This is a genomic window from Bradyrhizobium sp. USDA 4538, from assembly GCF_024171045.1.
Taxonomy (GTDB): Bacteria; Pseudomonadota; Alphaproteobacteria; order Rhizobiales; family Xanthobacteraceae; genus Bradyrhizobium; species Bradyrhizobium australafricanum.
Genome location: NZ_JALJZE010000001.1, coordinates 374,341 through 398,885 on the forward strand (window position 1 = coordinate 374,341; position 24,545 = coordinate 398,885).

The window sequence follows — 24,545 nt, forward strand, 5'->3', positions numbered from 1 at the left end:
CCTACCCCACGATCGCGTTGAAGACGCGGCGCACCTCGCTCTGGGTCTCGCGCAGGCGGGCCTCCAGTGCGGAGAAATCCGGCGTGTCCCCGGCCCGCGCCATCACGCGCAGTAGGTCTTCGCCCGCGCTCTCCGGATTGAACTTGCCGGTGACGCAGAGCCGCAGGATCTGCGTCAGGTCATGATAGAGCCGCGCCGCGGAGCGCAGGATCTCGGCCTCGGACTGGCCGAGCAGGCCGAGCTTGGCGGCATTGTCGAGCACCTGCAGCGTCGAGACACTGAGGATTTCCGGCTTCGCCGCGGCATGCGCGAGCTGGAGATATTGCGCGATGAAATCGATGTCGACGAGCCCGCCGGCGGCGAGCTTGAGATCCCAGACGTCGTCCTCGCCCTTCTCCAGCGCGATCGCGCGCCGCATGTCGGCGACGTCGGCCGCGGTCGACGCCGCATCGCGCGGCCGGGTCAGCACGCTGCGGATGATCGTCTCGATCTTCTCGCGGAATTCCGGCGACGACGAGATCACGCGGGCGCGCGTCAGCGCCATGTGCTCCCAGGTCCAGGCCTCGCGCTCCTGGTAGTCGGAGAATGAATCGATCCGCGAGGCGACCGGGCCGGCGCGCCCCGACGGGCGCAGCCGCATGTCGACCTCATAGAGCACGCCGTAATTGGTCCGGGTCGTGAAGGCGCTGATCAGGCGCTGGGTGAAGCGGGCAAAATACTGCGCGCCATGCAGCGAGCGCTCGCCGTCGGAGTCCGGCGCCTCGCTATCGAAATCGTACAGCAGGATCAAATCGAGGTCGGAGGACGCCGTCATCTCGCGGCTGCCGAGCCGGCCCATCGCGATGATCGCGGTCTCCTGCCCCTTGATCCGGCCATATTGCGCGGCGAACTGGTCGGTGACGAGGCCGTGCACGGTGTGGACGATCCCCTCGGCCACATCGGCAAAGGCGGTGCTGGCGTGCTGCGCCGATACCGTGCCGGACAGGATCCGCGTGCCGATCAGGAACAGGCTCTCCTGGCCGAACAATCTCAGACGATCGAGAAAATCCTCGTAGGACGAGGCATCCTGCAGCGTGGCGGCGAGCCGCTCCGACAGTTCCTTCTTGTCCGGCATCGCGCCGAAGAAGCGCGGATCAACCAGGCCGTCCATGATCTGCGGCTGCCGCGCCAGCATGTCGCCGAGCCGCGGTGCCGCGCCGAGGATCAGCGCCACCAGCGCGACGAAATCGCGGTTCTGGCTGAGCAGCGAGATCAGCCGCCCGCCCCGCTGCAGCGCGCCGAGGAAACGGTCAAACGCCGCCACCGCATCGTCAGGCTCCTCGGCATGCGCGAGGCCGTCGATCAGGCCGGGAATGAATTCCAGGAACGCGGCGCGCGTCGCCTCGACGCGCAGCGCGCGATAGTCGCCCTCGATCCATTGCTGCACGGTGCCGGCAACCGCAATGGGCTTCTTGAAGCCGAGATTGGCGAGATGTTCGATGAGGCGGGCGTCCTCAGGTCCGGCGCCGTAGTCGATATCCGGCAGCTTTGCGGTGCCGGTCGGATCGTCGCCCTCGAACAGCTTGCCATAGTGGTTCTGCACGATCTTGAGCTGGCCGAGCAGGTCTCTGGCGAAGGCCTCGCGATTTTCGTAGCCGAAGAAATGCGCAAAGCGCTCGACATCCTCAGGCGCTTCGGGCAGCGAATGGGTCTGCTCGTCGGCGATCATCTGCAGCCGGTGCTCGACCCGGCGCAGGAATTCATAGGCCGTCGTCAATTCGTCGCGCGCTTCAAAGGTGATCCAGTTGCTGTTGGCGAGCACGTTGAGCGCCTCCAGCGTCGGCCGCACCCGCAACTCCGGATGGCGGCCGCCAGCGATCAGCTGCTGGGTCTGGGCGAAGAACTCGATCTCGCGGATGCCGCCGCGGCCGACCTTGACGTTATGGCCCTCGACCGAGATCTCGCTCTGGCCGCGATAGGTCTGCATCTGCCGCTTCATGTCGTGGACATCGGCAAGCGCGGCAAAATCCAGATGCTTGCGCCAGACAAAGGGCGCGAGCTCGGCGATCAGCGCCTCGCCGGCCTTGGGATCGCCGGCGCAGGGCCGCGCCTTGATCATCGCAGCACGCTCCCAGGTGCGTCCCTCGCGTTCGTAATAATGCAACGCCGCGTCGGTCGAGATCGCGACCTGGGTCGAGGCCGGGTCCGGACGCAGCCTGAGATCGACCCGGAACACATAGCCGTCGCCCGAGCGCTGCTGCAGCATCCGCGCCATCGCCTGGGTGACGCGCACGAAGAACGGCTGCGGCTCAATGTCCTCGGCGAGCGAGGTGGCCGCGCGATCGAAGAACACGATCAGGTCGATGTCGCTGGAATAGTTCAGCTCGCCGGCCCCCATCTTGCCCATCGCGAGCACGATCAGGCCCGAACCTGCTTCGGGGTGATCGGGATCGGCCGCGGTCATCCGGCCGCGGGCCACTTCCTGCCGGAACAGATATCGCAGCGCCGATTGCACCGAATTCACCGCGATGTCGGTCAGCGCCGCCGTCACCCGCATCACCGGCCAGACGCCGCCGATGTCGCACAGCGCGATCATCAGCGCGGCCTCCGCCTTCATGCGGCGAAGCAGAACCATCACGTCGGCCTCGCTGCCGGCGGCGAGCACCTCGCGCGACGTCGTCTCGATCAGGTTGGCCAGATGCGACTCCGGGTCGCATGACAGGATCCGGATCAGCCGCGCGGCGTCGGCACGCGCGAGCTCGAACAGGTAGGGCGAGAACTCGGCGATGCCGCGCAGGATGTCGCGTGCGAACGGATGTTCAAGCAGCGCATTGAGCGCGGCCAATTGCGCCGGCTCGAGCTCGGCGAACCAGTCGGTCAGGCGCTGATCGGCGGATGTGGGCGCGGCGACACGCGGTCCGTCCGCGAACCGCGCGGCCAGACCATGTCGATCCGCGTTTCCCGGCGCGGCGGCATTCATGCCGCCTTCTGTGGCACATCCTGCGTTTGAGCCGCAAGCCTGTCACTGCCGCCCGCCCGCGCGGGCAGCACCAGGGTGGCGACCAGCCCCGGATGGGCATCGCCGAGCCTGAGCTCGCCGCCATGAAGCGTGGCGACCGCCGAGGCCAAGCTGAGGCCGAGACCGGAACCGGGTAAGGTCCGGCTCGCCTCGAGCCGGACGAAGCGCTCGACCGCGTGCTTGCGGTCGGCCTCGGGAATGCCCGGACCGTGGTCGGTGACGCTGAGCAGGACCTGGTCGCCCTCGCGCCGCGCCTCGATCAGGATCTCCCGCGCATCCGCATTGAGCGGCTGCACGCTGACGTCGGGCTTGCCGTATTTGATGGCATTCTCGACCAGGTTGGCGACGGCCTGGCTGATCAATTCGCGGTTGCCGTGAATCGGCGCCGGCACGGTCTTCACCTGCAGCGTCATGCCGTCGTCCTCGGCCAGCGGCTCGTACAGTTCGTGGATGCCGTTGGCGACATCGGCACCGTCGAAATCGTCCATGTTGCCGCGCGCCTGGCCGGACTCGGCACGCGCAATCATCAACAGGGCGTTGAAGGTGCGGATCAGCCCGTCGGATTCCTCGATGGTCCGCTCCAGCGCCGCGCGATAGTCGGCCTCGCAGCCCGACCGCGCCAGCGCCTCCTCGGCGCGGTTGCGCAGCCGTGTCAGCGGCGTCTTGAGGTCATGGGCGATGTTGTCGGAGACCTCCTTCAGCCCCGTCATCAGCGCCTCGATGCGCTCGAGCATGGCATTGAGATTTTCCGCCAGGCGATCGAGCTCGTCGCCGCTGCGGCCGACCGGGAGCCGGCCGGACAGATCGCCCGCCATGATGCGCTTGGTGGTTCCGGTCATGGCGTCGATCCGGTGCAGCACGCGGCGGGCGACGAAGATACCGCCGCCGATGCCGAGCACGACGACGACGAGGATCGACCATTGCGCGGCCTTGGCGACGATGCCGAACAGCCGCCGCCGTTCCTCGAGGTCGCGCCCGACCAGCAGGCGGAAGCCGTTGTCCATCTGGGTGACCCGCACCAGCGCGCGGTGATCGGTCTTGTCCTGGTCGTCGAGCCGGCGATAGGCGGTCTCGGTCCAGCCCTGCGTGCTCATCACGCCCGGCGCCAGCGCGCCGACATTGCCGGCAAGCATCTGCCCGTTCGGCGCCGTCACCAGATAGAGGTTGGCGCCAGGCCGCAGCGCACGATTGCCCATGGTGCCCAGCAGGCCGCGCAGGCCGCGGCGGTTGTAGATATCGGTGATCTCGCTGATCTCGACATTGACCGTCGTCGTGATCTGCTCGGTGATCAGCCGCCGCGTGTTCCATGCGAAGTAAGCCAGCAGCGAGGCGGCGAACAGCGCGAACAGGAACAGGTAGACCAGCGTCAGCCGAAACGCCGTGGTCCGGATCAGTTTACCGAATGCCGTCACGGATCATATACCCCGCGCCGCGGATGGTATGCAGCAGCGGCCGCTCAAAACCCTTGTCGATCTTGGAGCGCAGCCGCGAGATGTGAACGTCGATGACGTTGGTCTGCGGATCGAAATGATAATCCCAGACATTCTCGAGCAGCATGGTGCGCGTCACCACCTGCCCGGCATGCTTCATGAGATATTCGAGCAGGCGGAACTCGCGCGGCTGCAAGGTAAGCTCGTCCTTGCCGCGGGCGACGCGATGGGACAGCCGATCGAGCTCGAGGTCGCCGACCCGGTAGGTCGTCTCCTCGGCCGGGCCGACATTGCGCCGCGACAGCACCTCGACGCGCGCGAGCAGCTCGGCGAAGGAATAGGGTTTCGGCAGGTAGTCGTCGCCGCCGGCGCGCAGGCCCTTGATGCGGTCATCGACCTGGCCGAGCGCCGAGAGGATGAGTACCGGCGTCCGGTTGCCCTTGTCGCGCAGGCTGCCGATCAGCGACAGGCCGTCACGCTTCGGCAGCATGCGATCCACAACCAGCACGTCGTAGTCGCCGGACTCGGCCATCGACAGCCCTTCCTCGCCATCGGAGGCGAGATCGGCGATATAGCCGACTTCGCGGAATGCCTTGACCAGATAGTCGGCTGACTCACGGTCGTCTTCGATGATCAGGATGCGCATTTGCGGAGCGATTGCGGTCACGGGAATTGGCCCTCTGTCAGCATGACGCGGCCGGCCTGCACATGCAAGACGACCGCGCATATTCTCGATTGCTTGAAAAAAGTGGGCGGTGAAGCTGGGGGACCTCACCGCCCTGAGACCTTCCGACAGAGGGGGGCATATTCCATCGAAAGGCAACGTAGGGAGCGAGCAAGGGGCCCGCCCCCCGGAAAGCGCCGTCGGCGGGGGCGACTGATGCCGGCGACGCCTTCCAACTCATAGATAGTTATCCCTTCGCCAGCGGCACTGCCACAAAGCGCGACGAACCGCCGCTCTTCACGCGCATGAGAACGCTGTTCTTGCTGTCATTGCGCGCCGCGGTGATCGCGTCCCGCACTTCACCGGCGGTGCCGACGGACTTGCCGGCGACCTCGAGGATCACGTCGCCTTCCTTGAAGCCCCGCTCAGCGGCGGCACTCTTGGGATCGACTTCGGTCACGACCACGCCATCCTTGCCGGCGCCGGCCACGCTGTTGGCGGGCGCGACGGTGAGGCCGAGCTTCGGCACGTCGGTGCCGCGGGACGAATTGCCCTTGTCGCTCTTGTCGGTGTCAGCCTTGGCTTCCAGGTTGTTCGGCAGCTGGCCGAGCGTGAGGTTGACGGTCTTGTCCTGACCCTTGTGCAGCACGTTCAGCTTCACGGCGTTACCGGGCGCGAGGCCACCGATGGTGCGGGCGAGCTCGCGCGCATCCTTCACCGGCTCGCCGTTGACGGCGGTGATGACGTCACCGGACTCGATGCCGGCCTTGGCCGCGGGGCCGTTGGCCTGCGGTTCGGCAACCAGCGCGCCTTCGGCCTTCTTCATGCCGAGGCTGTCAGCGATGTCGGAGGTCACCGGCTGGATCTGGACGCCGATCCAGCCACGGCTGACCGCGCCCTTGTCCTTCAGCTGGGCGACGACGCTCTTGACGGTCTGGGCCGGGATCGAGAACGCGATGCCGACGCTGCCGCCGGACGGCGAGTAGATCGCCGTGTTGACGCCCATCACCTCACCGGACACGTCGAACGCCGGGCCACCCGAATTGCCCTTATTCACGGGCGCATCGATCTGGATGAAATCGTCATACGGGCCGTTGCCGATGTCGCGGCCGGAGGCCGAGACGATGCCGGCGGTCACGGTGCCGCCGAGGCCGAACGGATTGCCGACCGCCAGCACCCAGTCGCCGATGCGCGGCTTGGTTTCGGAAAGCTTGGCAAACTGGAAGTTGGAGCCGCCCTCGACCTTGATCAGCGCGAGGTCGGTGCGCGGATCGGTGCCGATCACCTTGGCGGAATAGGTCTTGCCGTCGTCGGTGGTGACTTCGACCTTGTCGGCGCCGTCGACGACGTGATTGTTGGTCACGGCAAAGCCGTCAGCCGAGATGAAGAAGCCGGAACCCTGGCCCGTCACCACGCCACCGCCGCGCGGTCCACCGCGCAGGCCCGGGGGCAAGCCATCCGGACCGCCGAAGCGGCGGAAGAAGCGCTCCATCGGCGAACCCGGCTGGAACGGCGAATCGTCATTGTTGTTGCTGTCATCCTTCGCGACCTTCTCGCGAATGTTGACCTTGACCGAGATCACCGACGGCTTCACGCGCTCGACGATGTCGGCAAACCCGACCGGCTGCTGAACCTTCTTGACCTCGTTATTGACCTGCGCATGCGCGGGCGTCGTGAACAGGTCGGCGGGGTTGTGCGAGGGGCTGAAGCCGTAGGTGGCGGCACCGAGGCCGGCCACGACCGACGCCATCAGCGCGAGTTTGCGGGCAGAGAACAGCGAGCGCTTCGGCGCCTTGTAGGACGGAAGGGTCGAGAGGTCGGGACGGTCGGTCATGTCTTGAAATCTCCAGGGCCAGAATCATTGGTGCCGGGGGCGAGCACCTGATGGGTCTGAACATGGGGTCATCAGCCTTACGGCGCGCTGGCTGCGGAATTAAACTTTTGTAATCGAGGCGGCCGCCGCTGCGGCAGAATAGCGCAGGTAAATAAAGGACTTAAAAGGGAACTAAAGCGGCTTGTTCGGCGCGGATTCCGCCGCCAGCAGCCGTTCCAAGCGCGCCTGCTCGTCGGACGTCAGTCCGGCGGCGGAATCGCCCCCGCCCGCGGCCGGATTTGCCTTGCGCCGGCCGAGGCGCCAGAGCGCAAAGCCGCCCAGCAGCAACGCCAGCGGCGGGGTCAGCCACAGCAGCAGCGTGTGCTCGTTGAGGCGCGGCTTCAGCAGCACGAATTCGCCGTAGCGCGCCACCAGGAAATCGATCACCTGGCCGTCGCTGTCGCCGGCCGAGATGCGTTCACGCACCAAAAGACGGAGATCGCGCGCCAGCGGCGCCTCCGAATCGTCGATCGACTGGTTCTGGCAGACCATGCAGCGCAGCTCTTTGGAGAGCTCGCGCGCCCTCGCCTCCTTGGCCGGATCCGCCATGACCTCGTCGGGCAGCACCGCCCGGGCGGGCATCGCCCCGAGCATCAGGGCCGTCGCAAGCACGGCGGCTGCAAGCGCGCGCGACCGCATCACTCGGCCGCCTGCAATGCGCGCGCCGCTTTCGCCGGCTTCGGCGCACCGACCCGCAAGCGGCGGTCGGACAGCGACAGCATGCCGCCGAACGCCATCAGCACCGGTCCCCACCAGATCATCAGCACCAGCGGCTTGTGATAGATCCGCACCGCGATCGCGCCGTCGGCCGAGGTATCGCCGAGCGAGATGTAGAGCTGGCTTGCGCCGCGCGTCATCAGCGCGGCCTCGGTCGTCGAGGCGCCGCGCGTCGTGAAGTTGCGCTTCGACGGCGTCATCACGCTGACCTTCTCGCCGTCACGCGTCACGGTGAATTGCGCGACCATCTCGCGGAAATTCGGACCCTGCCGCGGGTTCAGGCCGTCGAGCCGCAACTGGTAGCCGGCGACGCGAGCGACGTCGTCCGGCTTCATCGCGCCGATATATTCGCTGTTCCAGGTGGTCTCGCAGACGATCCCGATCAGCGCGACGCCGAGACCGGCATGCGCAAACGCAGTCCCCCAGGTCGCGCGCGGCAAGCCGCGCGCGCGGCGCAGCGAGAGCGACAACGGAATCCGGAACAGCGCGATGCGCTCGGCGAGATCGCACACCGCGCCCATGATCACGAACACCGCCAGCCCGATCGCGAGCGGCGCCAAGGTCGCGCCGCCATAGGTCCACGCCAACACCAGCGCCATCGCAACCAGCGCGACGATGCCGGCCACCATCAGCCGCTGCGCTGCGCCGAGCAGATCGCCGCGCTTCCAGGCCAGCAGCGGCCCGAACGGCACCGCGAGCAACAACGGCACGAACAGCGGCGCGAAGGTGAAATTGAAGAACGGCGCGCCGACCGAGATCTTTTCACCGGTGAGCACCTCGAGCGCCAGCGGATACAGCGTGCCGATGAACACGGTCGCGCAGGCGGTGGTGAGCAGCAGATTGTTGAGCACCAGCGCGCCTTCGCGCGAGATCGGTGCGAACAGCCCGCCCTGCTTCAGCGCCGGCGCGCGCCAGGCGTATAGCGACAGGCTGCCGCCGATGAAGACGAACAGGATCAGCAGGATGAACACGCCGCGTGTCGGATCGGTCGCGAAGGCATGGACCGAGGTCAGCACGCCGGAGCGCACCAGGAAGGTGCCGAGCAGCGACAGCGAGAAGGTCAGGATCGACAGCAGGACGGTCCAGACCTTCAGCGCATTGCGCTTCTCCATCACCAGCGCCGAATGCAACAGCGCGGTGCCGGCAAGCCAGGGCATCAGCGAGGCGTTCTCGACCGGATCCCAGAACCACCAGCCGCCCCAGCCGAGCTCGTAATAGGCCCAGTAGGAGCCCATGGCGATGCCGAGCGTCAGGAAGATCCACGCCATCAGCGTCCACGGCCGCACCCAGCGCGCCCAGGCGGCGTCGATCCGTCCCTCGAGCAGCGCCGCCACCGCGAACGAGAACGAGATCGAGAAGCCGACATAACCGAGATAGAGCATCGGCGGATGCACCGCGAGGCCGATATCCTGCAGCACCGGATTGAGGTCGCGTCCCTCCAGCGGCGGATTGGCGATGCGCAGGAACGGGTTCGAAGTGATCAGGATGAACAGATAGAACGCGCTGGCGACCCAGGCCTGCACCGCCAGCACATGCGCACGCAGCGACAGCGGCAGATTGTTGCCGAAGGCAGCGACGAGGCCGCCGAACAGCGCCAGGATCGACACCCACAGCAGCATCGATCCTTCATGGTTTCCCCACACGCCGGTGATCTTGTAGAGCAGCGGCTTCAGCGAATGCGAATTCTCGTAGACATTGGCGACCGAGAAATCCGAGGTGACGTGCAGCGTCACCAGCGCCGCGAACGACGCCGCAACGAACAGCAATTGGGCGAGCGCGGTCGAGCGCGCGACGTTCATCAGCGCCGCATCGCGCCAGCGCGCGCCGACGATCGGCACGATGGACTGGATCAACGCGAGCCCAAGCGCGAGCACCAGGGCGTAATGTCCACTTTCGGCAATCACCGCACGGCTCCCTGGGTCGGCGCCGCGGAGGCACTCGGCGTATTGCCTGATTTGGCACCGTAATCGTCCTTCCAGTGGCCCTGCTTCTTCAAGGCGTCGGCGACGTCCTTCGGCATGTAGGTCTCGTCATGCTTGGCGAGCACGGTGTCGGCGCGGAACACGCCGCTGGCGTCGAGCGCGCCTTCGGCAACCACGCCCTGCCCCTCGCGGAACAGATCCGGCAGGATGCCCTTGTAGGCGACCGGCAGCGTCGCGCCGCCGTCGCCGACGGTGAAGGTTACGGCGAGATTGTCGCCGCGCTTGAGCGAGCCCTGCTCCACCAGGCCGCCGAGCCGGAAACGCTTGCCCGGACCGAGATGCTTTTCGGCGACCATCGACGGCGTCGAGAAGAACACGATGGAATCGCGCAGCGCGTTCAGCACCAGGCCCGCGGCGATCGCGAGCACGACGAGCGCGCAGCCGATCAGTGTCAAACGCCGTTGCTTCCTGGTCATCGTCCATCCTTGCGCATGACATCCTCCGAAAACCGCCGCGCACTTTTCGACGTCATAAGTTATCCATCCAGCCCGAGATTCTTCAGCCCCTCATTGAGCTGACGCAACCGGTCCGCATCGTTGGCGACCGCCTGACGGGCATCCGCGAGCGCGCTCATCGCCTTGTCGCGCTCGCCCATCACGAGATAGGCGCGGACCAGCCGCAGCCAGCCCTCGACGTCGTCGCCATTGGTCTTCAGCCGCGTCGCCAGCCGATCGACCATGCCTTTGATCATGGTGCCCCGATCGGCCTCGCTCATGTCCTTGGCCGCGGCCACCGCGCCATCGGGCAGCGCCGGCGCGCTCACGCCGGGCGAGCTAACGCCGCCGGGCGAGCTAGCGCCGCCAACCCGCACGAGCGCGGCCTGCACCAGCGGCCGCCACGGCGCGTCCGCCGGCGCCTTCGCCAGCATCTTCTGCCAGAGCGCCGCGGCATCGGCCTTGCGGCCGTCCTGCTCGGCGGCGAGACCGAGGAAATAGTTCGCCTTGGCATCGTCGCCATTCAGCGCGACCGCGCGCTCGAATTCCGCCTTGGCGTCCGCGGTGACGACGCCGCCGGCGGTCCCCATCAGCGCCTCGCCGAGATCAGCGCGGCGATCGGCGCTGTCGCCGGCATAGGTGATGGCGTTGCGATAGGCGCGGACGGCTTCATCGTAGCGGCCGAGGCGCGACAGCACCGGCGCCAGCACCGTCCAGCCGCGGCCGTCGGTCGGGTTCTTCTCCAGATGCGCCTCGACCTGTGCGACCAGGTTGGCGAGCGGCTGGTTGGCATCGGCCACCCGGCCGCGCTCGGCGAGCGGAAAGTCGCCAAGCCGCGGCGAGCCGAGCGCGAGATAGAAGCTCGAGGCAATCACCGGCAATCCGACCAGGCCGACGATCGCGGCAGTGCGCCGCAGATTGAGGTTGCCTTGCACCGGGGTCTCACGTCCGCCCTGATCGGCGGCGGCCAGCAGCCGGCGGCTGATCTCGACCCGTGCGGCATCGGCCTCGGCGGCACCGATGATGCCGGCGGCCATGTCGCGGTCGATTTCGGCGAGCTGGTCGCGGTAGACCACGACCTCGCTGCCGCCGGTATCCGCGCGCCCGCGGCGGCTGAGCGGCCACAGCACGGCAAAGATCGCCGCGACCGTCATCAGCGCGAACACAAACCACAGCGTCATCAAGCGGTTCCCGGATGGAACGGCGACTTCCGGCAAGCCGCCTTAGAATCGCTTTACACTACCGGCAGCGAGCCCGGCAATTGACAATTGCTGGATCGGCGGAAGGTCGAAATCAGGCGGTTTCCGGTGCCGTTCCGGCGGTATTGCAAGAACGTTTCCGGGCAAAGGCGCGCGCGACCAAAATATCGAAAACAACCCCATGCAAAGGAGCGGGCTTCCAACAGCGCTCGATTGACGGTTGACACGTCGGGCAAATCAGTGCCACACTTCCATTATTCCGAAATTGCGCAATGCTGATGGTCCCGCCTTGGCGGGCTCGTCGGCTTGTCGTCGAACATGCTCGCGAATTGCGCGATCTCGCTACCCCGCGCGCGACGACTTGCGCTCGCCGGTCACGGCGTTTTCGGCGGCCCGGTTCATCAGCGAGGCATAGTCGTGGCCGAACAATACCTCGCAGAAGCGGATCGCGGCCTTGACCTGCTGCTGCCGGAACGCCCGGACCCGGGCGTCGCCGCCGCGCAGCGACTGCACCAGTCCTTCGGTCGACTGCTCGACATAGTGTTGCAGGTCGGAGAAGGTCCGCAGCGTCACCTCGTTGATGGCGAGCTCGCTGGCATAGGTGCGGCACACCGCGACGAAATCGATCAGGGCGGCGGCGTCCTCGACCTCGGACATGTCGATCTTGGCGCCGGCCGTAATGTCCTTTTCGGCGCGCTGGCGCAGGATGCGGCGGACCCGGCCCGGTACGCTGTCGATCTCCGATTGCAGCGCGTTGGAAGTATCGGCGCGCACCGAGGTGAGCTGGCGGCCCCAGGTGGAATCATTGCGCAGATCAAGCTCGGTGCGCAGGCCGCGGACGCCATCATGCAGGGTCTTGAGCTGCTCGCCGACATAATCGAAATGCCCGCGCCTGATGTCGGTGCGCAGGCAGGCCGCGACGAACGACAAATCATGCAGCGCGATGGTGACGGCGATGCCATACGGCGTTGCCGCGACGCGGAGCTCGTCGTCGGAGGCCGCCATCTTGATGGCGAGACGGATGATCTGCCATGGCGCGGCGAGCCGCTGCGCGATCAATGACAGCGCGAACGGCAATAGCTGCGGCGTCTGCAGCGACGGCAGCTTGAGCGCCTCCATCGCGGAGGCGATCTGGGAATCGGCAAACACCCGGATCTGGCTCGGCAGCCGGCTGCCGAGGGTTTCCAGCGCTTCGCGGGCCTGCAGCACGAGGCCGATCGGCAGCAGGTCCTCGACCACGTTTGGCGGGCCGACGCGCGACAGCGCGCGCTGGCGGTCGTCCTGGCTTGGCGCCGCGATCTTGAGGATGGCGTCCGCGGCGGCAAGCTGGAACTTGCGCGCGGCGGTCTCCATCGGACCGCTCTCCGTGGCTGCGGCGAGCGCCGCCTCGAACGCGCGAGCCGCTTCGGGCGCGCCCTCGCGGGCCAGCCATTGCCAGATCGGCAGCAGCGAGGCGCGTCGGATCTGGCCCGCTCGCGTCGGGAAATTGGTCTCGGCGAGGAACGGCTCGAGCGGCCGGAACAGAAGCCGTGCCGGGTCGTCGCTGCGCGGCTGGATCTGCTCGTCCTCCTCGGCCCCACGCACGATCTTGCGCAGCTGCTCGAGGACCAGATTGGCGACGGCGACGTCATCGCCGCGTTCGACGGCGCGCTCCAGCTCCCGCATCAGCAGCGCCTGCGATTGCGGCGGAAGCTGCGCGAGATAATCCCTCAGCCGCTCGGTCGATTTCTGGCTCATGCCCGGTCGTGAAAGCTTGGTGCCCGGCAAGCGCCGCAGCCCGTCCGCCCGCAATGATAGCGGCGGGCGTGTTAAGAAGCCGTTTAGGAAGAATAGCGGCGTCGATCCTCCCAAGGCAGACTAGGCGGTGTGGACAGTTATCGCAGCCATAGGACGATGGCTGCGAGAGTGATGACGGCAAGGTAATTTCGGGCGGTCTTTTCGAAGCGGGTTGCGACGCGGCGGAATTGCTTGAGCTTTGAGAAGCAGCATTCGACGAGATGGCGCTGGGCATAGAGATGCTTGTCGAGCGGATACTTGAGCGCGCGTGACGGGTTGTTGGGGATGACGGCGAGCGCGCCCTTGGCTGCAATGTCCTGGCGCAGGTGATCGGCGTCATAAGCCGTATCGGCCATGAAAACCTCGGCAGGCAATCCCTCGATCAATGTGGCGGCTTGCGGTGCATCGCCCTTCTGGCCTGCGGTGATCGTGAACCGTACCGGACATCCCAAGCCGCGAACGGCCATATGTATCTTGGTGCTCAGGCCGCCGCGCGAACGGCCAAGCGCCTGATCTTCAGACCCCCTTTTTTGGCCCCGGCAGCATGCTGATGGGCTCGAACAATGGTGGAATCGACAATCAGATATTCGAAGTCCGGATCGTCGGACATTGCCTCGAAGATCCGCCACCAGACGCCTTTGGCACTCCATCGGCTGAAGCGCCGGAACGCGCTGTTCCAATCCCCGAACGCTTCCGGAAGATCACGCCAGGGAGAGCCCGTGCGAACGATCCACAGCACACCTTCCACGAACATCCGATTGTCGCGCCCGGTCGAGCCCTTCTGGTCAGGCCGGCCTATGATCAGCGGCGCCATCCGCTCCCAAGCCGCATCGCTCAACACCAGACGATCCATCACACCCAAGACTGCCTCCCAAAAGCAGCCTTGAATCTGATTTGCTCCTAAAAGGGAATCCTTAGAGTCCACACCGCCTAGAGCGAGATGGGTTTAGGTCGGATGGCGACCGCGACGGCGGTGCGCTCCCTCGCCCCGTTCTTACGGGGAGAGGGCTGGGGTGAGGGGCCGTCTCCGCGTATCGGGTGATAGCTGCGTTTACGGAGACTCCCCCTCACCCGGAACGCATCTAACGATGCGTTCCGACCTCTCCCCGCGCGCGGGGCGAGGTGAAGCGGAATCCGCCGCTCGATTCAGAGTAAAGTCATCTTGTGCTACACCGCCGGCAACACGAGCTCGGCACGCAGGCCGCCGATCGGCGCGTTGTTCAGGGTGAGATTGCCGCCGTAGAGGCCGGCGAGATCGGTCACGATCGACAGGCCGAGACCGGAGCCTGGTTTTGACTCGTCGAGCCGCTGGCCGCGCCGCGACACCTGGGCACGCTCGGCTTCCGACAGGCCGCGCCCGTCGTCGTCGACCACAATGCGCAGCCTCGGCCCGGCGCCCGAGGCCTCGGGCGGGACCACGGTCACCTCGACGAATACCTGCGAAGCCGCCCATTTGCAGGCGTTGTCGACGAGATTGCCGACCATCTCCTCCAGATCCTGCCGCTCGCCGCGAAACCGTGCCGCCGGATCGGCCTTCGCCTCGATCGAGAGGTCGCGATCGCGATGGATCTTCTCCATGGTCCGGCGCAGCGCCTCGATCACAGGTGCGACGTCGGTGATGGTGCTGACGATGGTGGCACGGGCGGCGATCCGCGCGCGCTCGAGATGGTGCGCGACCTGGTCCCGCATCAGATCGGCCTGCTCCAGCACCTTGCTGGCGAAAGGATCGGCGGTATGCGCGGCCGCCTCGTTCACGATCACCGAGAGCGGCGTCTTGATCGCATGGGCGAGATTGCCGACATGGGTGCGCGAGCGCTCGACGATCTCCCGGTTGGCATCGATCAGCGCATTGGTCTCGCGCGCCAGCGGTGCGATCTCGACCGGAAATCGGCCCTCCAGCCGCTCGGCGCGGCCGGAGCGGATGTCGGCGATCGCATCCGAAATGCGCTTGAGCGGCGCGAGGCCGTAGCGCACCTGGAAGACCGTGGTCAGCAGCAGCACGACGCCGAGCGCGGCGAAGGTGCCGCCGAGATAATAGTCGAAGCTGCGCGTCTCATCGAAGATCTCGGTGGCATCGCCGGCGACGCTGACCAGGAACTTGCCGTCGGCGCCGAGATCGACCGGCCGCTCCACCACGCGCAGGCTCTGGCCTTCGGGCCCGTCGACATAGCCGAGCCGGACCCCGGCGGCGGTCAGCTCGGCGCCGTGCTCCTCGAGCTTGGGCAGCTTCTTGTCCCACAGCGAGCGCGAGGCGCGGGTCTCGCCCTTTTCGGTATCGGTCCGGGTGATCTGCCAGTACCAGCCCGACAATGGCAGGTCGAACAGCGGCTCGCCGAGCGACTGGAACTGGCGGTCCGCCGGCTCGTCCGGCGTCGCCACCTCGGCGATCAGGGTGCGCAGATAGAGATTGAGCCGGCGGTCGAAGGCGCGCTCGGTCGCGTCGCGATAGACCGACGACAGGATGACGCCCGTGATCGCCAGGATCACCACCACCCAGGCGGTCGCCGAGACGAACAGGCGTGTCGCGAGCGAGCTGCCGCCCATCAGGGCACGAGCTCGAACATCGCGTCAGCGGGCCGCGACAAGGCGAGTTGAGACATGGCGAATCCAGTCCTCCTGGCGCGGATCATGCCAATGCCCGCATCGCGATCAAGCACCTTAAGAGCATGATCCGATTGAATAGGACATGCTCTTATCCCGTTGTTTGGTCCGCGCTTTCTTCACGCGAACGAACCGGCATCCATTTCGCTCGAAAATGGTTTAGGTCGGCGGCGACAGCATGTAGCCGAGGCCGCGAACGGTCTGGATGATATCGACTTCCAGCTTCTTGCGAATGCGCCCGACGAACACCTCGATCGTGTTGGAGTCGCGGTCGAAGTCCTGGTCGTAGAGATGCTCGACCAGTTCGGTGCGCGAGACCACCCGCCCGGTGTGGTGCATCAGATAGTCGAGCAGATTGTACTCGTGCGAGGTCAGCTTGATCGGATTGCCGTTGACGGTGACCCGCTTGGTGCGGGTATTCAGCGCCACCGGCCCGCAGTTCAGTTCGACCTGGGCATGCCCGGTCGCGCGGCGCAGCAGCGCGCGGATCCGCGCCAGCACTTCCTCGAGGTGGAACGGCTTGGCGACATAGTCGTCGGCGCCGGCGTCGAAGCCCTGAACCTTGTCGCTCCAGCGATCGCGTGCGGTGAGGATCAGCACCGGCATCACCCGCTTGTTCCGCCGCCAGGCCTCGAGCACCGAGATACCGTCCATTTTCGGCAGGCCGATATCCAGCACCACCGCGTCGTACGGCTCGCTATCACCAAGGAAATGCCCCTCCTCGCCGTCGAACGCGCGATCGACCACATAGCCGGCGTCCGTCAGCGCGGTGGTGAGCTGGCGGTTCAGATCCGGATCATCCTCAACGACGAGCAGACGCACTTTGGCCTCCGAGAGTGAGCATTACGACATTCCGGCACCAAATGAGGCTTCCGGCCGTGAACGGCTTATGAATGGACCCGCAAGGCGCCGCTAATTTTTTCGTCAGGTGCACCATCCCGGGAACCCGCGCAAGCACCCCTGGTTCCCTCCATGAGATGCGCGCGAAGTGAGATTGGGTTTCAGTCCAAGGTATTTTAATACCCTAAACTTGAAAGCGATTGTTGCTGGCAACCTTCCGGCGGACCGGAGCGCGGACAACATGTCGGGTCATTTGCAGTCGACCGGCAAGTTAACCTTCGACGACCATTTTCATGTCGCTGACACCGGCGATGCGCTAATTCAACCGCGGTGCGCCCAGCGCATATGGACCGGGAAGAACGCGTTGCTTGTTTCAAAGATACGGAGGTTCGGCGTGATTGCAGGCTGGCTTGCGCTTGCGTTCATCGCCTTCGTGACACTGTCCCCGATCCAGGACCGTCCCTCGCTATTCCATCCGCAGATCGAGCATTTCGCTGCTTTCGCCGTGATGGCGCTGGCCTTCGTGCTGGGCTACCCGCGGCGCACCGCGCTGATCGTGCTCCTTGTCATCTTCAGCGCGTTCACGCTCGAAGCGATGCAATTCCTGACACCGGACCGTCACGGCCGCCTGATCGACGCGATCGTCAAGGTGGCGGGAGGTCTGGTCGGCATCGGCGTCGGTCGCTTCATGCTGCTCGTGCTGCGCAACCAGCTCGGCCGGCTGAGGTCGAGCGTGGAGCAGTCCGCGAACTGAGCGGCCGGCGCATTGCGCTCAATCGCGCTTCTTCGCTTCCGCCGACTTCATGTCGTCTTGCGCCATGCATTGCTGAAAGAAATGCAGCCGATCGCCATTCATCGGCACGGCCCCCGGTCGCTTGTAGGGGTAGACCATGTAGGCCGCGCGCAGGCAGCGCTTTGCGGTCTCGGCAGCGGGTGCGGCGACGGCGGCACGCGATGCCAGCAGGAGCGCCAGCACGACACTGAACCGGACGGACACCCCGCTCACGGTTTCTCGCATTCCGAGTAGAACACGCCATTTGCGGCCGCCAGCCGCTGCAGGCAATGCCGCTTGTCGGTGACCGCGCCCTCGACCGTGAAATCGTAGGCCTGCGCCTTCAGGATCAACGCGTAGCGTCCCGGCGGCAGCGGCACGTCGTCGCGCGGCAGGACCTCGAACATTTGCGGATCGTCCTTGAGCGGCGCCGCGCGGAACGGGATCGAGATGTTGCGGATCACCCAGCTGTCGTCGCCCGGCGAGACCACCGGCTTGCCGGTCGCGTCGAACGTGGTCTGCTGGCTCACATGCGCGATCAGACGCACATCGATCGGATCGGAGGCGCCGCCGGCACCCTCGCGCCGGAACACGATGACGCGGAGATGTCCGTCCGGCAGCGTGGTCTCGCTCGGCCTGGTGATCGCCGCCGAGATCGCCACCCGCGGATCCGGCGCACGCCCCTGGATCAGCTGCAGCTCGTAGAGCTTGCCGTCGCTCTCGGCGTAGACGCCATAGGCGGTCGGCAATGGCCGTCTTGGTGCCGGCGGCTCGGCCGCAACGGCCGGCGCCGGCACGGCCGCGACCACCGCCGGCCTTTGGGTTTCAGGCGGCGCCGATGCCAGCGTGCCGGCAATCATCGCGCGGGCCGCGGCCAATGACACGCCGCGTTGCTGCAGCAGGACAACGGCCGCGATCAACCCGAAGAACGCCAGCATGACAACGTAACGCAGCGGCGCCGACGACGACCATCGCGGACCGCGCGCCACCGCGGCAGGCTCGACGCGATCGAGCGTCGTGACAAAGGCCGGCTCGGCATCGATCCGGGGCGGTGCCTCGATCCGCCGCGCAGCGCCCGCCGCCTCGAGGAATGCGGGCAGCGCCCGCGCTGGCGGCACCTCGAATTTCTCGATCACATTGCTCTTGGTGTGCGCTTCGACGCCTTCGATCGCCACTTCCAGCGCCTGCATCAGACGCTGCTTTTCCGCCGGATCCTCGTGCGCGAGCTGCTGCAGCTTCTGCCGCGCGAGCTCGTAGACCGCGCTGCGCAGCAGCTGCGGGTCGGCGCTCACGGAATCGATGGTTCGTGCCAGCACCAGCGCGAACTCCACCTCGGGGTGCGCAGGACCGATGTCCCTGACCGTTCTCTGGGCCGGCGTCGGCGTCATAAATGTTAGTCTGGTTTGCCCATAATGTTACAACATTCTATGTGGATTTTACTGTTAACACAAACCACCAGGCCGGCAGATGACGCCCCGGTTTGACCGTCCCGATCCGAGCAGTAGCAGGATTCATTTGACCCGTTCTCTGCCCATCCTGGACCAGTGGTTGTTCGCGCCCAAGCGGGACCGCCGATCCTGGCCGGACGTCCTGCTCCTCGCGGGATGGGTCGCGCTGGTCGGCTTCCAGATCGGCCGTCACGCGATGTGGCGCGATGAGGTCCGGGCGCTCACCATTGCCCTGAACGGCGACGATCCGGTCGCCATGCTGAGAGGGTTGCATGGCGAGGGCCACCCTGCCCTTTGGTACGTTCTGCTGCGCGGCGCGCACGCCGTATTCGATCGGGTCGAGGTGCTGCCCGCCGTCACCTTCGTGGTCGGGCTCATCACGGTCGCACTGCTGATCTTCCGGTCACCATTCCCACGACCGTTGGTCCTGCTGCTGATCACGGGCCATGCGCTGTTGTTTGAATATGTCGTGATGGCCAGGAACTACGGCATCTCAGCCCTGTTCCTGTTCGCGATCGCGGCCTGCTATCGGGCCCACCGCGATCGCGGTTTGCTGCTCGGCGCGCTGCTGTTCCTGCTCGCCAACACCAACGTCGTCGGCGCGATCATGGCCGGCGCATTCCTGCTGTTCTGGCTGCTCGACCTGCTCGAGACGGATGGCTGGCGCTGGTCGCCGCAACTCACCAATTTCGCGATCAATGCAACGATCGCGACGATTGGCGTCGTGATCTGCGCGGTGACGATGCTGCCGACCTATAATGACGCCGCGGCCCGGGACTGGTCGCACGAGTCACCGCTGGCGGCGGCAATCCTTGCGCTGGTGAACCCCGGCGCGACGTCGCTGGGCGCGCTGTTTGCCAATCTGCTGCCGGGGATCGCGGGATCGGCGCTGCTGTTCGGCGCGACGCTCGGGCTCTTGCCGCGGCGACCGGCCTTCCTCGCCGCCATCGCCGCCCTGTTGCTGACGTCGTTGTTCTTCGCCGTCGCCGCCAACGGTGCCTACCGACATGCCGCGGTCTGGCTGAGCTTCCTGATCGCGCTTTACTGGATCGGCTGGAGCCGGGTCACCGCGCCATCCGGCTCTCGCGCATGGCTCGACCGGCGATTGCCGGCGATCGGACGCGTGTCGCTCCTGCTGGTGCTCGCGATCCAGACCGCCGCCGGCATCAACGATTTGCGCAACGCGGTGACCGGCGTGGTCGCGAGCCGCAGCGCCGATCTCGGCCGCCTGATCGCCTCGCGCGCCGATCTCACCAATGCAGTGATCCTCGCCGAGCCGGAATATCTGGTCGAGGCGTTGCCCTACTACGTCAAGAACCGGATCTATCTCGCGCGCGACCATAAATTCGGCAGCGTCGTGATCTTCTCGCGCAAGGGCAAGATGGACAGCGATCTCGGCGAGACCCTGCGCCTTGGCCGCGAGCTTCGCGACACGACCCGTGCGCCCGTCATCATCCTGCTGGCCTACCGGCTCGACGAGATCACGCCCGACCGGAACTACGACGAAGGCAAGGACTGGCGGACGTTCCGTGCCTCAGCGGCGCAGATCCGCGATTTCCGCGAAGCGACCACGATGCTCCGCCGCTTCGGCCCCGCCAAGACCGACGAGAGTTTCGACGTCTACCTCCTCAACTAGGCGATCGATCAACGACGACAGAAAAAGGACCGCGCGATGGCGCTGATGGACAGCAAGGTCGAAGCCGGCAAGCCGCCGGCCGCAAGCATCCGGCAGTATCTCGCCATCCTGCGGCTCGATCACAGCACCAAGCACATCTTCATCGTTCCCGGGATTGTCCTCGCCTGGCTGTTGCGCGGCCCGAGAGGCGAGCATATTGCAAGCGCGATCGTCCTCGGCCTCGTGGCCGCGATCTGCATCGCGTCGGCCAATTATGTGATCAATGAATGGTTCGACCGCGACTTCGACCGGCATCACCCGACCAAGTCGCAGCGCTCCGCGGTGCAGAGCGCGATGGACGGCAAGATCATCGGAATCGAGTGGCTGCTGCTGGTCGCACTCGGTCTCGTCTGCGCATCTGCGAGCAGCCGCCTGATGCTGTTCGCAACCGGCATCTTCGCCTTGCAGGGCATCGTCTACAATGTCCCGCCGCTCCGCAGCAAGGACAAGGCCTATTTCGACGTCATCTCGGAATCCGTCAACAATCCGCTGCGGCTGTTGATCGGCTGGGCGATGATCGACCCGACCTCGCTGCCGCCGGGCTCGGTGATCCTGTGCTACTGGTTTGGCGGCGCGTTCCTGATGGCGGCCAAGCGGCTGTCCGAATATCGCGAGATTGCCGCGTCCCATGGCAGGGAGCTGCTGGCGCGCTACCGCGCGAGCTTCGGGCACTATACCGAGGTGTCGCTGACGGCCTCGTGCCTCAGCTATTCGCTGTTCTCGGTGTTCTTCCTCTCGGTGTTCCTGGTGAAGTACCGCATCGAGTATGTCCTTGCGATGCCGCTGGTGGTGATGCTGTTCACCACCTACTTCTCGATGTCGACGTCGCCGGGCTCGTCGGCGCAGAAACCCGAGAAGCTCTATGGCGAGCGCGGCCTGATGCTGCTCGTGCTGGCGCTGGTCGCCGTCTTCCTGGTGGCAAGCCTTGTTGACATGCCGTTCCTCTCGCGGCTGGCCGAACAGCACTACATCACATTGAACTGAGGCCCCCGCGGCTTGATCGTTATTTGAGCATGATCTTGTCGGAAAACCGCTTCGCACTTTTCCGGATCATGCTCTACCGCCGGCGCGGATGCGCCTTCTGATGCCAGGCCCAGGCCGTGCGAATGATGTAGCCGAGATCGGACCGGCTGGCCTTGAAGCCGAGGCCGCGCTCCGACCTGGAAGGATCGGCCACCAGGATCGGCGGATCGCCGGCCCGGCGCTCGCGCACCACGCTCGGCACCGCTTCACCGGTCTCGGCGCGGATCGCATCGAGCACCTGGCGCACCGAATAGCCGGTGCCGGTGCCGAGATTGAACACGCCGCCGGCGTCGCCACTCAGCAGCAGCTCGAGCGCCGCGATATGGGCGCTCGCGAGGTCATCGACATGGATGTAGTCGCGCACCGCGGTGCCATCAGGCGTGTCATAGTCTTCGCCGAAGATGGCAAAGTCCGGCACGTGCCCCAGCAGCGCCATCAGCGCGCGCGGAATCAAATGCGTCTCGGGATCGCGGAGTTCGCCGATGGTGACGGAGGCGTCGGCGCCGCATGCGTTGAAATAGCGCAGACAGACCGAGTTGAACCGATAGGCCGCGCGGTAGTCGGCCAGGATCTGCTCGATCATGAATTTGGAGCGGCCGTAGGGATTGACGGTCGGACCTGCGGCACTCTCGGGAATTGGATCGCGTCCGGCGTTGCCGTAGACCGCGCCGGTGCTGGAAAACACCAGGCGGTCGCAGCCCGCCTCCCGCATGCCGCGCAGCAGGCCGAGCGTGCCGGCAATGTTGTTGGTGAAATACTTCTGCGGATCCGCCACGGACTCGCCGACCGCGCTGAACGCAGCGAAGTGCATCACGGCGAGCGCATTGTAGTCGCGGACGGTGGCGGCGATCCTGTCGTGGTCGGCGACGTCGCCGATCACAAGCGGTCCCCATCGCACGAAATCACGGTGACCGGTGGACAAATTGTCGTAGACGACCGGCAGAAACCCGGCCTCGGCAACCGCCTTGGCGCAATGGGATCCGATGTATCCCGCGCCGCCCGTGATCAGGATCGAACCCCTGCTCGCCATTTAAAAGTGTCGTCCCTGCGCGAACCAATCCCGCGCCTCAACCGGCGCAGTGATCGCATCGGTACGACATTCCGTCCGAGGCGGCAAAATGACGATGGGAATAGCGTTAAGACCGAACGGATTTGCAGCCGAAGCGACGGCTAGCGCGACCCCAGCGGCACGTTGGTCCGTTGACCGACCGGCGGCGCGTGCCGCGACGCTCTGCCATAGGGGTAAGCCGGTGTTGCCGGCGGGACCGGCTGGGTCGCCTGCGGCCGCGATGTCGGAACGCCGCCGCCCGGTCCATCGATCGAATAGCGCGTTGTGCCCTGCGTGGTCTGCCCGGTGCCCTGTGCAAGCACCGGCGTGGCTAGAGCGACGACCAGCGCCGCTGTTGTGACAAGGCCGGCCAGCTTCATGTCGATGCCTCGATGGGTTGGATCAGGATCAACCGTTGATGCCTCCAATCGTTCCGGCAATGTCGCCGCGACGCGCTGGCGATCGTCTCCGATGCAAAAAATGGCGCGGCGAAATGTCTCGCCGCGCCATTTTCGATCGATGGGGCTCGTTCAGAACTTCAGGCGCCGGCCTGCGCAACGGCGGCCCAGTGGTCGGGGTTCGCCGGGGTCTGCATCCTGACCCAACGATAACGCGCCTGCGACCAGCTGCGGATCTGCGCATTCAGATTGTCGAGCACGATGTCTCCACCCTTGGCGCGGACCACCAGCACGAGATGATGCTCGCCGGAGGAGGTCACAACCTCGCTCAGCAGAAGGTCGCGCATCGGCCAGCCGCGCGCCAGGAGCTCGTGGCGCTTGCTGACCGCGTAGTCGTTGCAATCGCCGCGCGCCGGATTGATCAACCATTCCTCGCCGGCAAGGCCGCGTTCGTTGCGCTGTGGCACGATGCTGCGATTGACCGAAGCGTTGACCTCGATCAGGTCGGCGATGCGTTGCTTGGTCAGCCGTGTGGCGCCGCCGCGGAACACCATCCGGGCGCGGGCTTTCGGCTTGCACTCGTCGGCATAGCGCATGCAGAACATGGTGTAGGCCATCGGCGCCAGCGTCGGCTCGCTGAAGCGGATCTTCTCGATCACGCCGCGCAGCGGCAGCGGGAAGCCGACCATTCCAGCCTGGGTGTTCTGTGCGCTTGTCCCGAGCGCAAGGACGGCCAGAACCAGGGCCATCACTCTCTTGACGTTGTACATTCTTCACTCCCCACAGTGACGGGAAGCATGTACGGGAAATGTCTTGAGCTTGGGCTCAAGCGCGCGGTGGCATTTGTTTCAAATGCGAGGGTGCGCGCGAGCAGTCCGTTAACCAAGCCTGCGGGGCGCCGCCGTCAGGTCAAGGGCCGGTTGCGGCCCGAAATCTTTCGTTCCCATGCCGGCATGGTTGGCCTGTCGTGAAGCCGCCGGCGCGCTCTGTTAAATCGCCACCCGCTGCCTGGGCGCGATCCCGCACCAGCTCATCACGAGATCGGCGAGCATCTTGATCTCGAGATCCGCGGGCGTCCCGCCGGCGAAATCGGCGACCGATTGCCCCAAGGCGACGGCGCGCACATAGGCCGAGCGACTGCCGATCATCGGCCCGATCTCCTCGTCGAGCGTATCGAGCTCCTCGATCAGCTGCTGGCCTTCGAGCGTGCGCTGGTCGACGCGGTTCGGCACGATCATGGCACGGAGCGCCGTTCGCCGCGTGGCGCGCACTTCCCGCACGATGTCGAGCGTCCGCGCGGTGGCCTCGATGTCAAGCCCGGACGGCGTGCATGGCATCAGCACGATATTGGCGACCGCGAGCACGGCGCCCAGCACCCGATCGTTCGGCGCGGAGTCCACCACGATGATCTGATGCGGAATCTGGCGCATCAGCCTGGCCCATTCGGCGACCGGCCGGGTTTCCGGATCAAGCTGGTAGACGGGGAACGACAGATTGCCGGGCTCGGCCCAGTGACACGCGGACGCCTGCGAGTCGGCGTCGACCAGTCCCACCACGCCCGTGCGCCGATCCAGTTCTGCGGCGAGCAAGACCGCAAGGGTCGTCTTTCCGACTCCGCCCTTGCGCTGGGCAACCGAGATGACAAGCGGCATCGCAAACTCCTGGCG

The 24,545-nt window shown here is 66.0% G+C and carries 21 protein-coding genes; 3 read left to right on the top strand and 18 right to left on the bottom strand.

The features are described 5' to 3' along the window. Position 1: 1 nt before the first annotated feature. From J2R78_RS01610 to J2R78_RS01665, 12 genes are all read right to left on the bottom strand, one after another. Positions 2 to 2,959 (bottom strand): bifunctional [glutamine synthetase] adenylyltransferase/[glutamine synthetase]-adenylyl-L-tyrosine phosphorylase, encoded by a 2,958-nt coding sequence (locus J2R78_RS01610; RefSeq protein ID WP_253609476.1) that lies wholly within the window; start codon positions 2,957 to 2,959, stop codon positions 2 to 4. Continuing rightward, complete coding sequence (locus J2R78_RS01615; RefSeq protein ID WP_253609477.1) at positions 2,956 to 4,410, bottom strand: ATP-binding protein; 1,455 nt, start codon at positions 4,408 to 4,410, stop codon at positions 2,956 to 2,958. Before J2R78_RS01615 ends, J2R78_RS01610 begins: the two co-directional genes overlap by 4 nt. Continuing rightward, positions 4,394 to 5,074 (bottom strand): response regulator transcription factor, encoded by a 681-nt coding sequence (locus J2R78_RS01620; protein ID WP_028331552.1) that lies wholly within the window; start codon positions 5,072 to 5,074, stop codon positions 4,394 to 4,396. Before J2R78_RS01620 ends, J2R78_RS01615 begins: the two co-directional genes overlap by 17 nt. A 265-nt stretch (positions 5,075 to 5,339) precedes the next feature. Continuing rightward, positions 5,340 to 6,926: a Do family serine endopeptidase gene (locus tag J2R78_RS01625; protein WP_057020253.1), complete on the bottom strand. Its 1,587-nt coding sequence runs from the start codon at positions 6,924 to 6,926 to the stop codon at positions 5,340 to 5,342. Positions 6,927 to 7,097: 171 nt separating this feature from the next. Continuing rightward, positions 7,098 to 7,604, bottom strand: a complete 507-nt coding sequence (locus J2R78_RS01630; protein WP_253609478.1) for a cytochrome c-type biogenesis protein — start codon at positions 7,602 to 7,604, stop codon at positions 7,098 to 7,100. Next, on the bottom strand, positions 7,604 to 9,586 hold the full coding sequence (locus J2R78_RS01635; protein WP_253609479.1) for a heme lyase CcmF/NrfE family subunit: 1,983 nt from the start codon (positions 9,584 to 9,586) through the stop codon (positions 7,604 to 7,606). Before J2R78_RS01635 ends, J2R78_RS01630 begins: the two co-directional genes overlap by 1 nt. After that, positions 9,583 to 10,080 (bottom strand): cytochrome c maturation protein CcmE, encoded by a 498-nt coding sequence (gene ccmE, locus J2R78_RS01640; protein ID WP_253609480.1) that lies wholly within the window; start codon positions 10,078 to 10,080, stop codon positions 9,583 to 9,585. The genes J2R78_RS01635 and ccmE overlap by 4 nt, the downstream gene beginning before the upstream one ends. A gap of 59 nt (positions 10,081 to 10,139) precedes the next feature. Further along, positions 10,140 to 11,279 carry a c-type cytochrome biogenesis protein CcmI gene (gene ccmI / locus J2R78_RS01645; RefSeq protein WP_253609481.1) on the bottom strand — a complete coding sequence of 380 codons (1,140 nt, stop codon included), beginning with the start codon at positions 11,277 to 11,279 and terminating at the stop codon, positions 10,140 to 10,142. Between the two features lie 360 nt (positions 11,280 to 11,639). Beyond that, positions 11,640 to 13,034, bottom strand: coding sequence for a hypothetical protein (locus J2R78_RS01650; RefSeq protein ID WP_253609482.1), 1,395 nt, complete (start codon positions 13,032 to 13,034; stop codon positions 11,640 to 11,642). Positions 13,035 to 13,171: 137 nt separating this feature from the next. Continuing rightward, a protein-coding gene (locus tag J2R78_RS01655) for an IS5 family transposase (protein WP_092083899.1) occupies positions 13,172 to 13,935 on the bottom strand; the annotation gives its coding sequence in 2 pieces (ribosomal slippage) (positions 13,172 to 13,597 and positions 13,600 to 13,935; 762 coding nt in all). Positions 13,936 to 14,240: 305 nt separating this feature from the next. Then, positions 14,241 to 15,617, bottom strand: coding sequence for a sensor histidine kinase (locus J2R78_RS01660; protein ID WP_253609483.1), 1,377 nt, complete (start codon positions 15,615 to 15,617; stop codon positions 14,241 to 14,243). 216 nt (positions 15,618 to 15,833) lie between these two features. Beyond that, the gene (locus J2R78_RS01665) at positions 15,834 to 16,496 is read right to left on the bottom strand and encodes a response regulator transcription factor (RefSeq protein WP_016841655.1); all 663 of its coding nucleotides are present in this window, start codon (positions 16,494 to 16,496) and stop codon (positions 15,834 to 15,836) included. A gap of 172 nt (positions 16,497 to 16,668) precedes the next feature. Here J2R78_RS01665 and J2R78_RS01670 point away from each other — a divergent pair, with 172 nt between their 5' ends. Next, positions 16,669 to 17,268: a VanZ family protein gene (locus tag J2R78_RS01670; protein ID WP_253609484.1), complete on the top strand. Its 600-nt coding sequence runs from the start codon at positions 16,669 to 16,671 to the stop codon at positions 17,266 to 17,268. A gap of 18 nt (positions 17,269 to 17,286) precedes the next feature. Here J2R78_RS01670 and J2R78_RS01675 read toward each other — a convergent pair whose 3' ends face one another. After that, positions 17,287 to 17,520 carry a hypothetical protein gene (locus tag J2R78_RS01675; protein ID WP_253609485.1) on the bottom strand — a complete coding sequence of 78 codons (234 nt, stop codon included), beginning with the start codon at positions 17,518 to 17,520 and terminating at the stop codon, positions 17,287 to 17,289. Then, positions 17,517 to 18,674 carry a hypothetical protein gene (locus J2R78_RS01680; RefSeq protein ID WP_253609486.1) on the bottom strand — a complete coding sequence of 386 codons (1,158 nt, stop codon included), beginning with the start codon at positions 18,672 to 18,674 and terminating at the stop codon, positions 17,517 to 17,519. Before J2R78_RS01680 ends, J2R78_RS01675 begins: the two co-directional genes overlap by 4 nt. A gap of 160 nt (positions 18,675 to 18,834) precedes the next feature. Here J2R78_RS01680 and J2R78_RS01685 point away from each other — a divergent pair, with 160 nt between their 5' ends. Together J2R78_RS01685 and J2R78_RS01690 are read left to right on the top strand one after the other, a co-directional pair. Beyond that, positions 18,835 to 20,370, top strand: a complete 1,536-nt coding sequence (locus J2R78_RS01685) for a hypothetical protein (protein WP_253609487.1) — start codon at positions 18,835 to 18,837, stop codon at positions 20,368 to 20,370. 36 nt (positions 20,371 to 20,406) lie between these two features. Beyond that, entirely contained in the window at positions 20,407 to 21,393 is a 987-nt protein-coding gene (locus J2R78_RS01690; RefSeq protein WP_253609488.1) for a UbiA family prenyltransferase, read from the top strand. Positions 21,394 to 21,466: 73 nt separating this feature from the next. Here the strand turns inward: J2R78_RS01690 and galE are convergent, their stop codons facing one another. The 4 genes from galE to J2R78_RS01710 form a co-directional block, all read right to left on the bottom strand. Then, positions 21,467 to 22,462: a UDP-glucose 4-epimerase GalE gene (galE, locus tag J2R78_RS01695; protein WP_253609489.1), complete on the bottom strand. Its 996-nt coding sequence runs from the start codon at positions 22,460 to 22,462 to the stop codon at positions 21,467 to 21,469. Between the two features lie 140 nt (positions 22,463 to 22,602). Next, positions 22,603 to 22,860: a hypothetical protein gene (locus tag J2R78_RS01700; RefSeq protein ID WP_253609490.1), complete on the bottom strand. Its 258-nt coding sequence runs from the start codon at positions 22,858 to 22,860 to the stop codon at positions 22,603 to 22,605. A gap of 158 nt (positions 22,861 to 23,018) precedes the next feature. Then, positions 23,019 to 23,648, bottom strand: coding sequence for a transglutaminase-like cysteine peptidase (locus tag J2R78_RS01705; RefSeq protein ID WP_253609491.1), 630 nt, complete (start codon positions 23,646 to 23,648; stop codon positions 23,019 to 23,021). 219 nt (positions 23,649 to 23,867) lie between these two features. Beyond that, entirely contained in the window at positions 23,868 to 24,530 is a 663-nt protein-coding gene (locus tag J2R78_RS01710) for a ParA family protein (RefSeq protein ID WP_016841664.1), read from the bottom strand. Positions 24,531 to 24,545: the final 15 nt, after the last annotated feature.

Bases quoted from the DNA above. Each gene is read 5' to 3' on its own strand.
- J2R78_RS01705 (WP_253609491.1), bottom strand. From the start codon at position 23,648: ATGTACAACGTCAAGAGAGTGATGGCCCTGGTTCTGGCCGTCCTTGCG.
- J2R78_RS01660 (WP_253609483.1), bottom strand. From the start codon at position 15,617: ATGGGCGGCAGCTCGCTCGCGACACGCCTGTTCGTCTCGGCGACCGCC.
- J2R78_RS01650 (WP_253609482.1), bottom strand. From the start codon at position 13,034: ATGAGCCAGAAATCGACCGAGCGGCTGAGGGATTATCTCGCGCAGCTT.
- J2R78_RS01610 (WP_253609476.1), bottom strand. From the start codon at position 2,959: ATGAATGCCGCCGCGCCGGGAAACGCGGATCGACATGGTCTGGCCGCG.
- J2R78_RS01620 (WP_028331552.1), bottom strand. From the start codon at position 5,074: ATGCGCATCCTGATCATCGAAGACGACCGTGAGTCAGCCGACTATCTG.
- galE (WP_253609489.1), bottom strand. From the start codon at position 22,462: ATGGCGAGCAGGGGTTCGATCCTGATCACGGGCGGCGCGGGATACATC.
- J2R78_RS01710 (WP_016841664.1), bottom strand. From the start codon at position 24,530: ATGCCGCTTGTCATCTCGGTTGCCCAGCGCAAGGGCGGAGTCGGAAAG.
- J2R78_RS01630 (WP_253609478.1), bottom strand. From the start codon at position 7,604: ATGCGGTCGCGCGCGCTTGCAGCCGCCGTGCTTGCGACGGCCCTGATG.
- J2R78_RS01625 (WP_057020253.1), bottom strand. From the start codon at position 6,926: ATGACCGACCGTCCCGACCTCTCGACCCTTCCGTCCTACAAGGCGCCG.
- J2R78_RS01680 (WP_253609486.1), bottom strand. From the start codon at position 18,674: ATGACGCCGACGCCGGCCCAGAGAACGGTCAGGGACATCGGTCCTGCG.
- J2R78_RS01700 (WP_253609490.1), bottom strand. From the start codon at position 22,860: ATGAAGCTGGCCGGCCTTGTCACAACAGCGGCGCTGGTCGTCGCTCTA.
- ccmE (WP_253609480.1), bottom strand. From the start codon at position 10,080: ATGACCAGGAAGCAACGGCGTTTGACACTGATCGGCTGCGCGCTCGTC.
- ccmI (WP_253609481.1), bottom strand. From the start codon at position 11,279: ATGACGCTGTGGTTTGTGTTCGCGCTGATGACGGTCGCGGCGATCTTT.
- J2R78_RS01690 (WP_253609488.1), top strand. From the start codon at position 20,407: ATGGCGCTGATGGACAGCAAGGTCGAAGCCGGCAAGCCGCCGGCCGCA.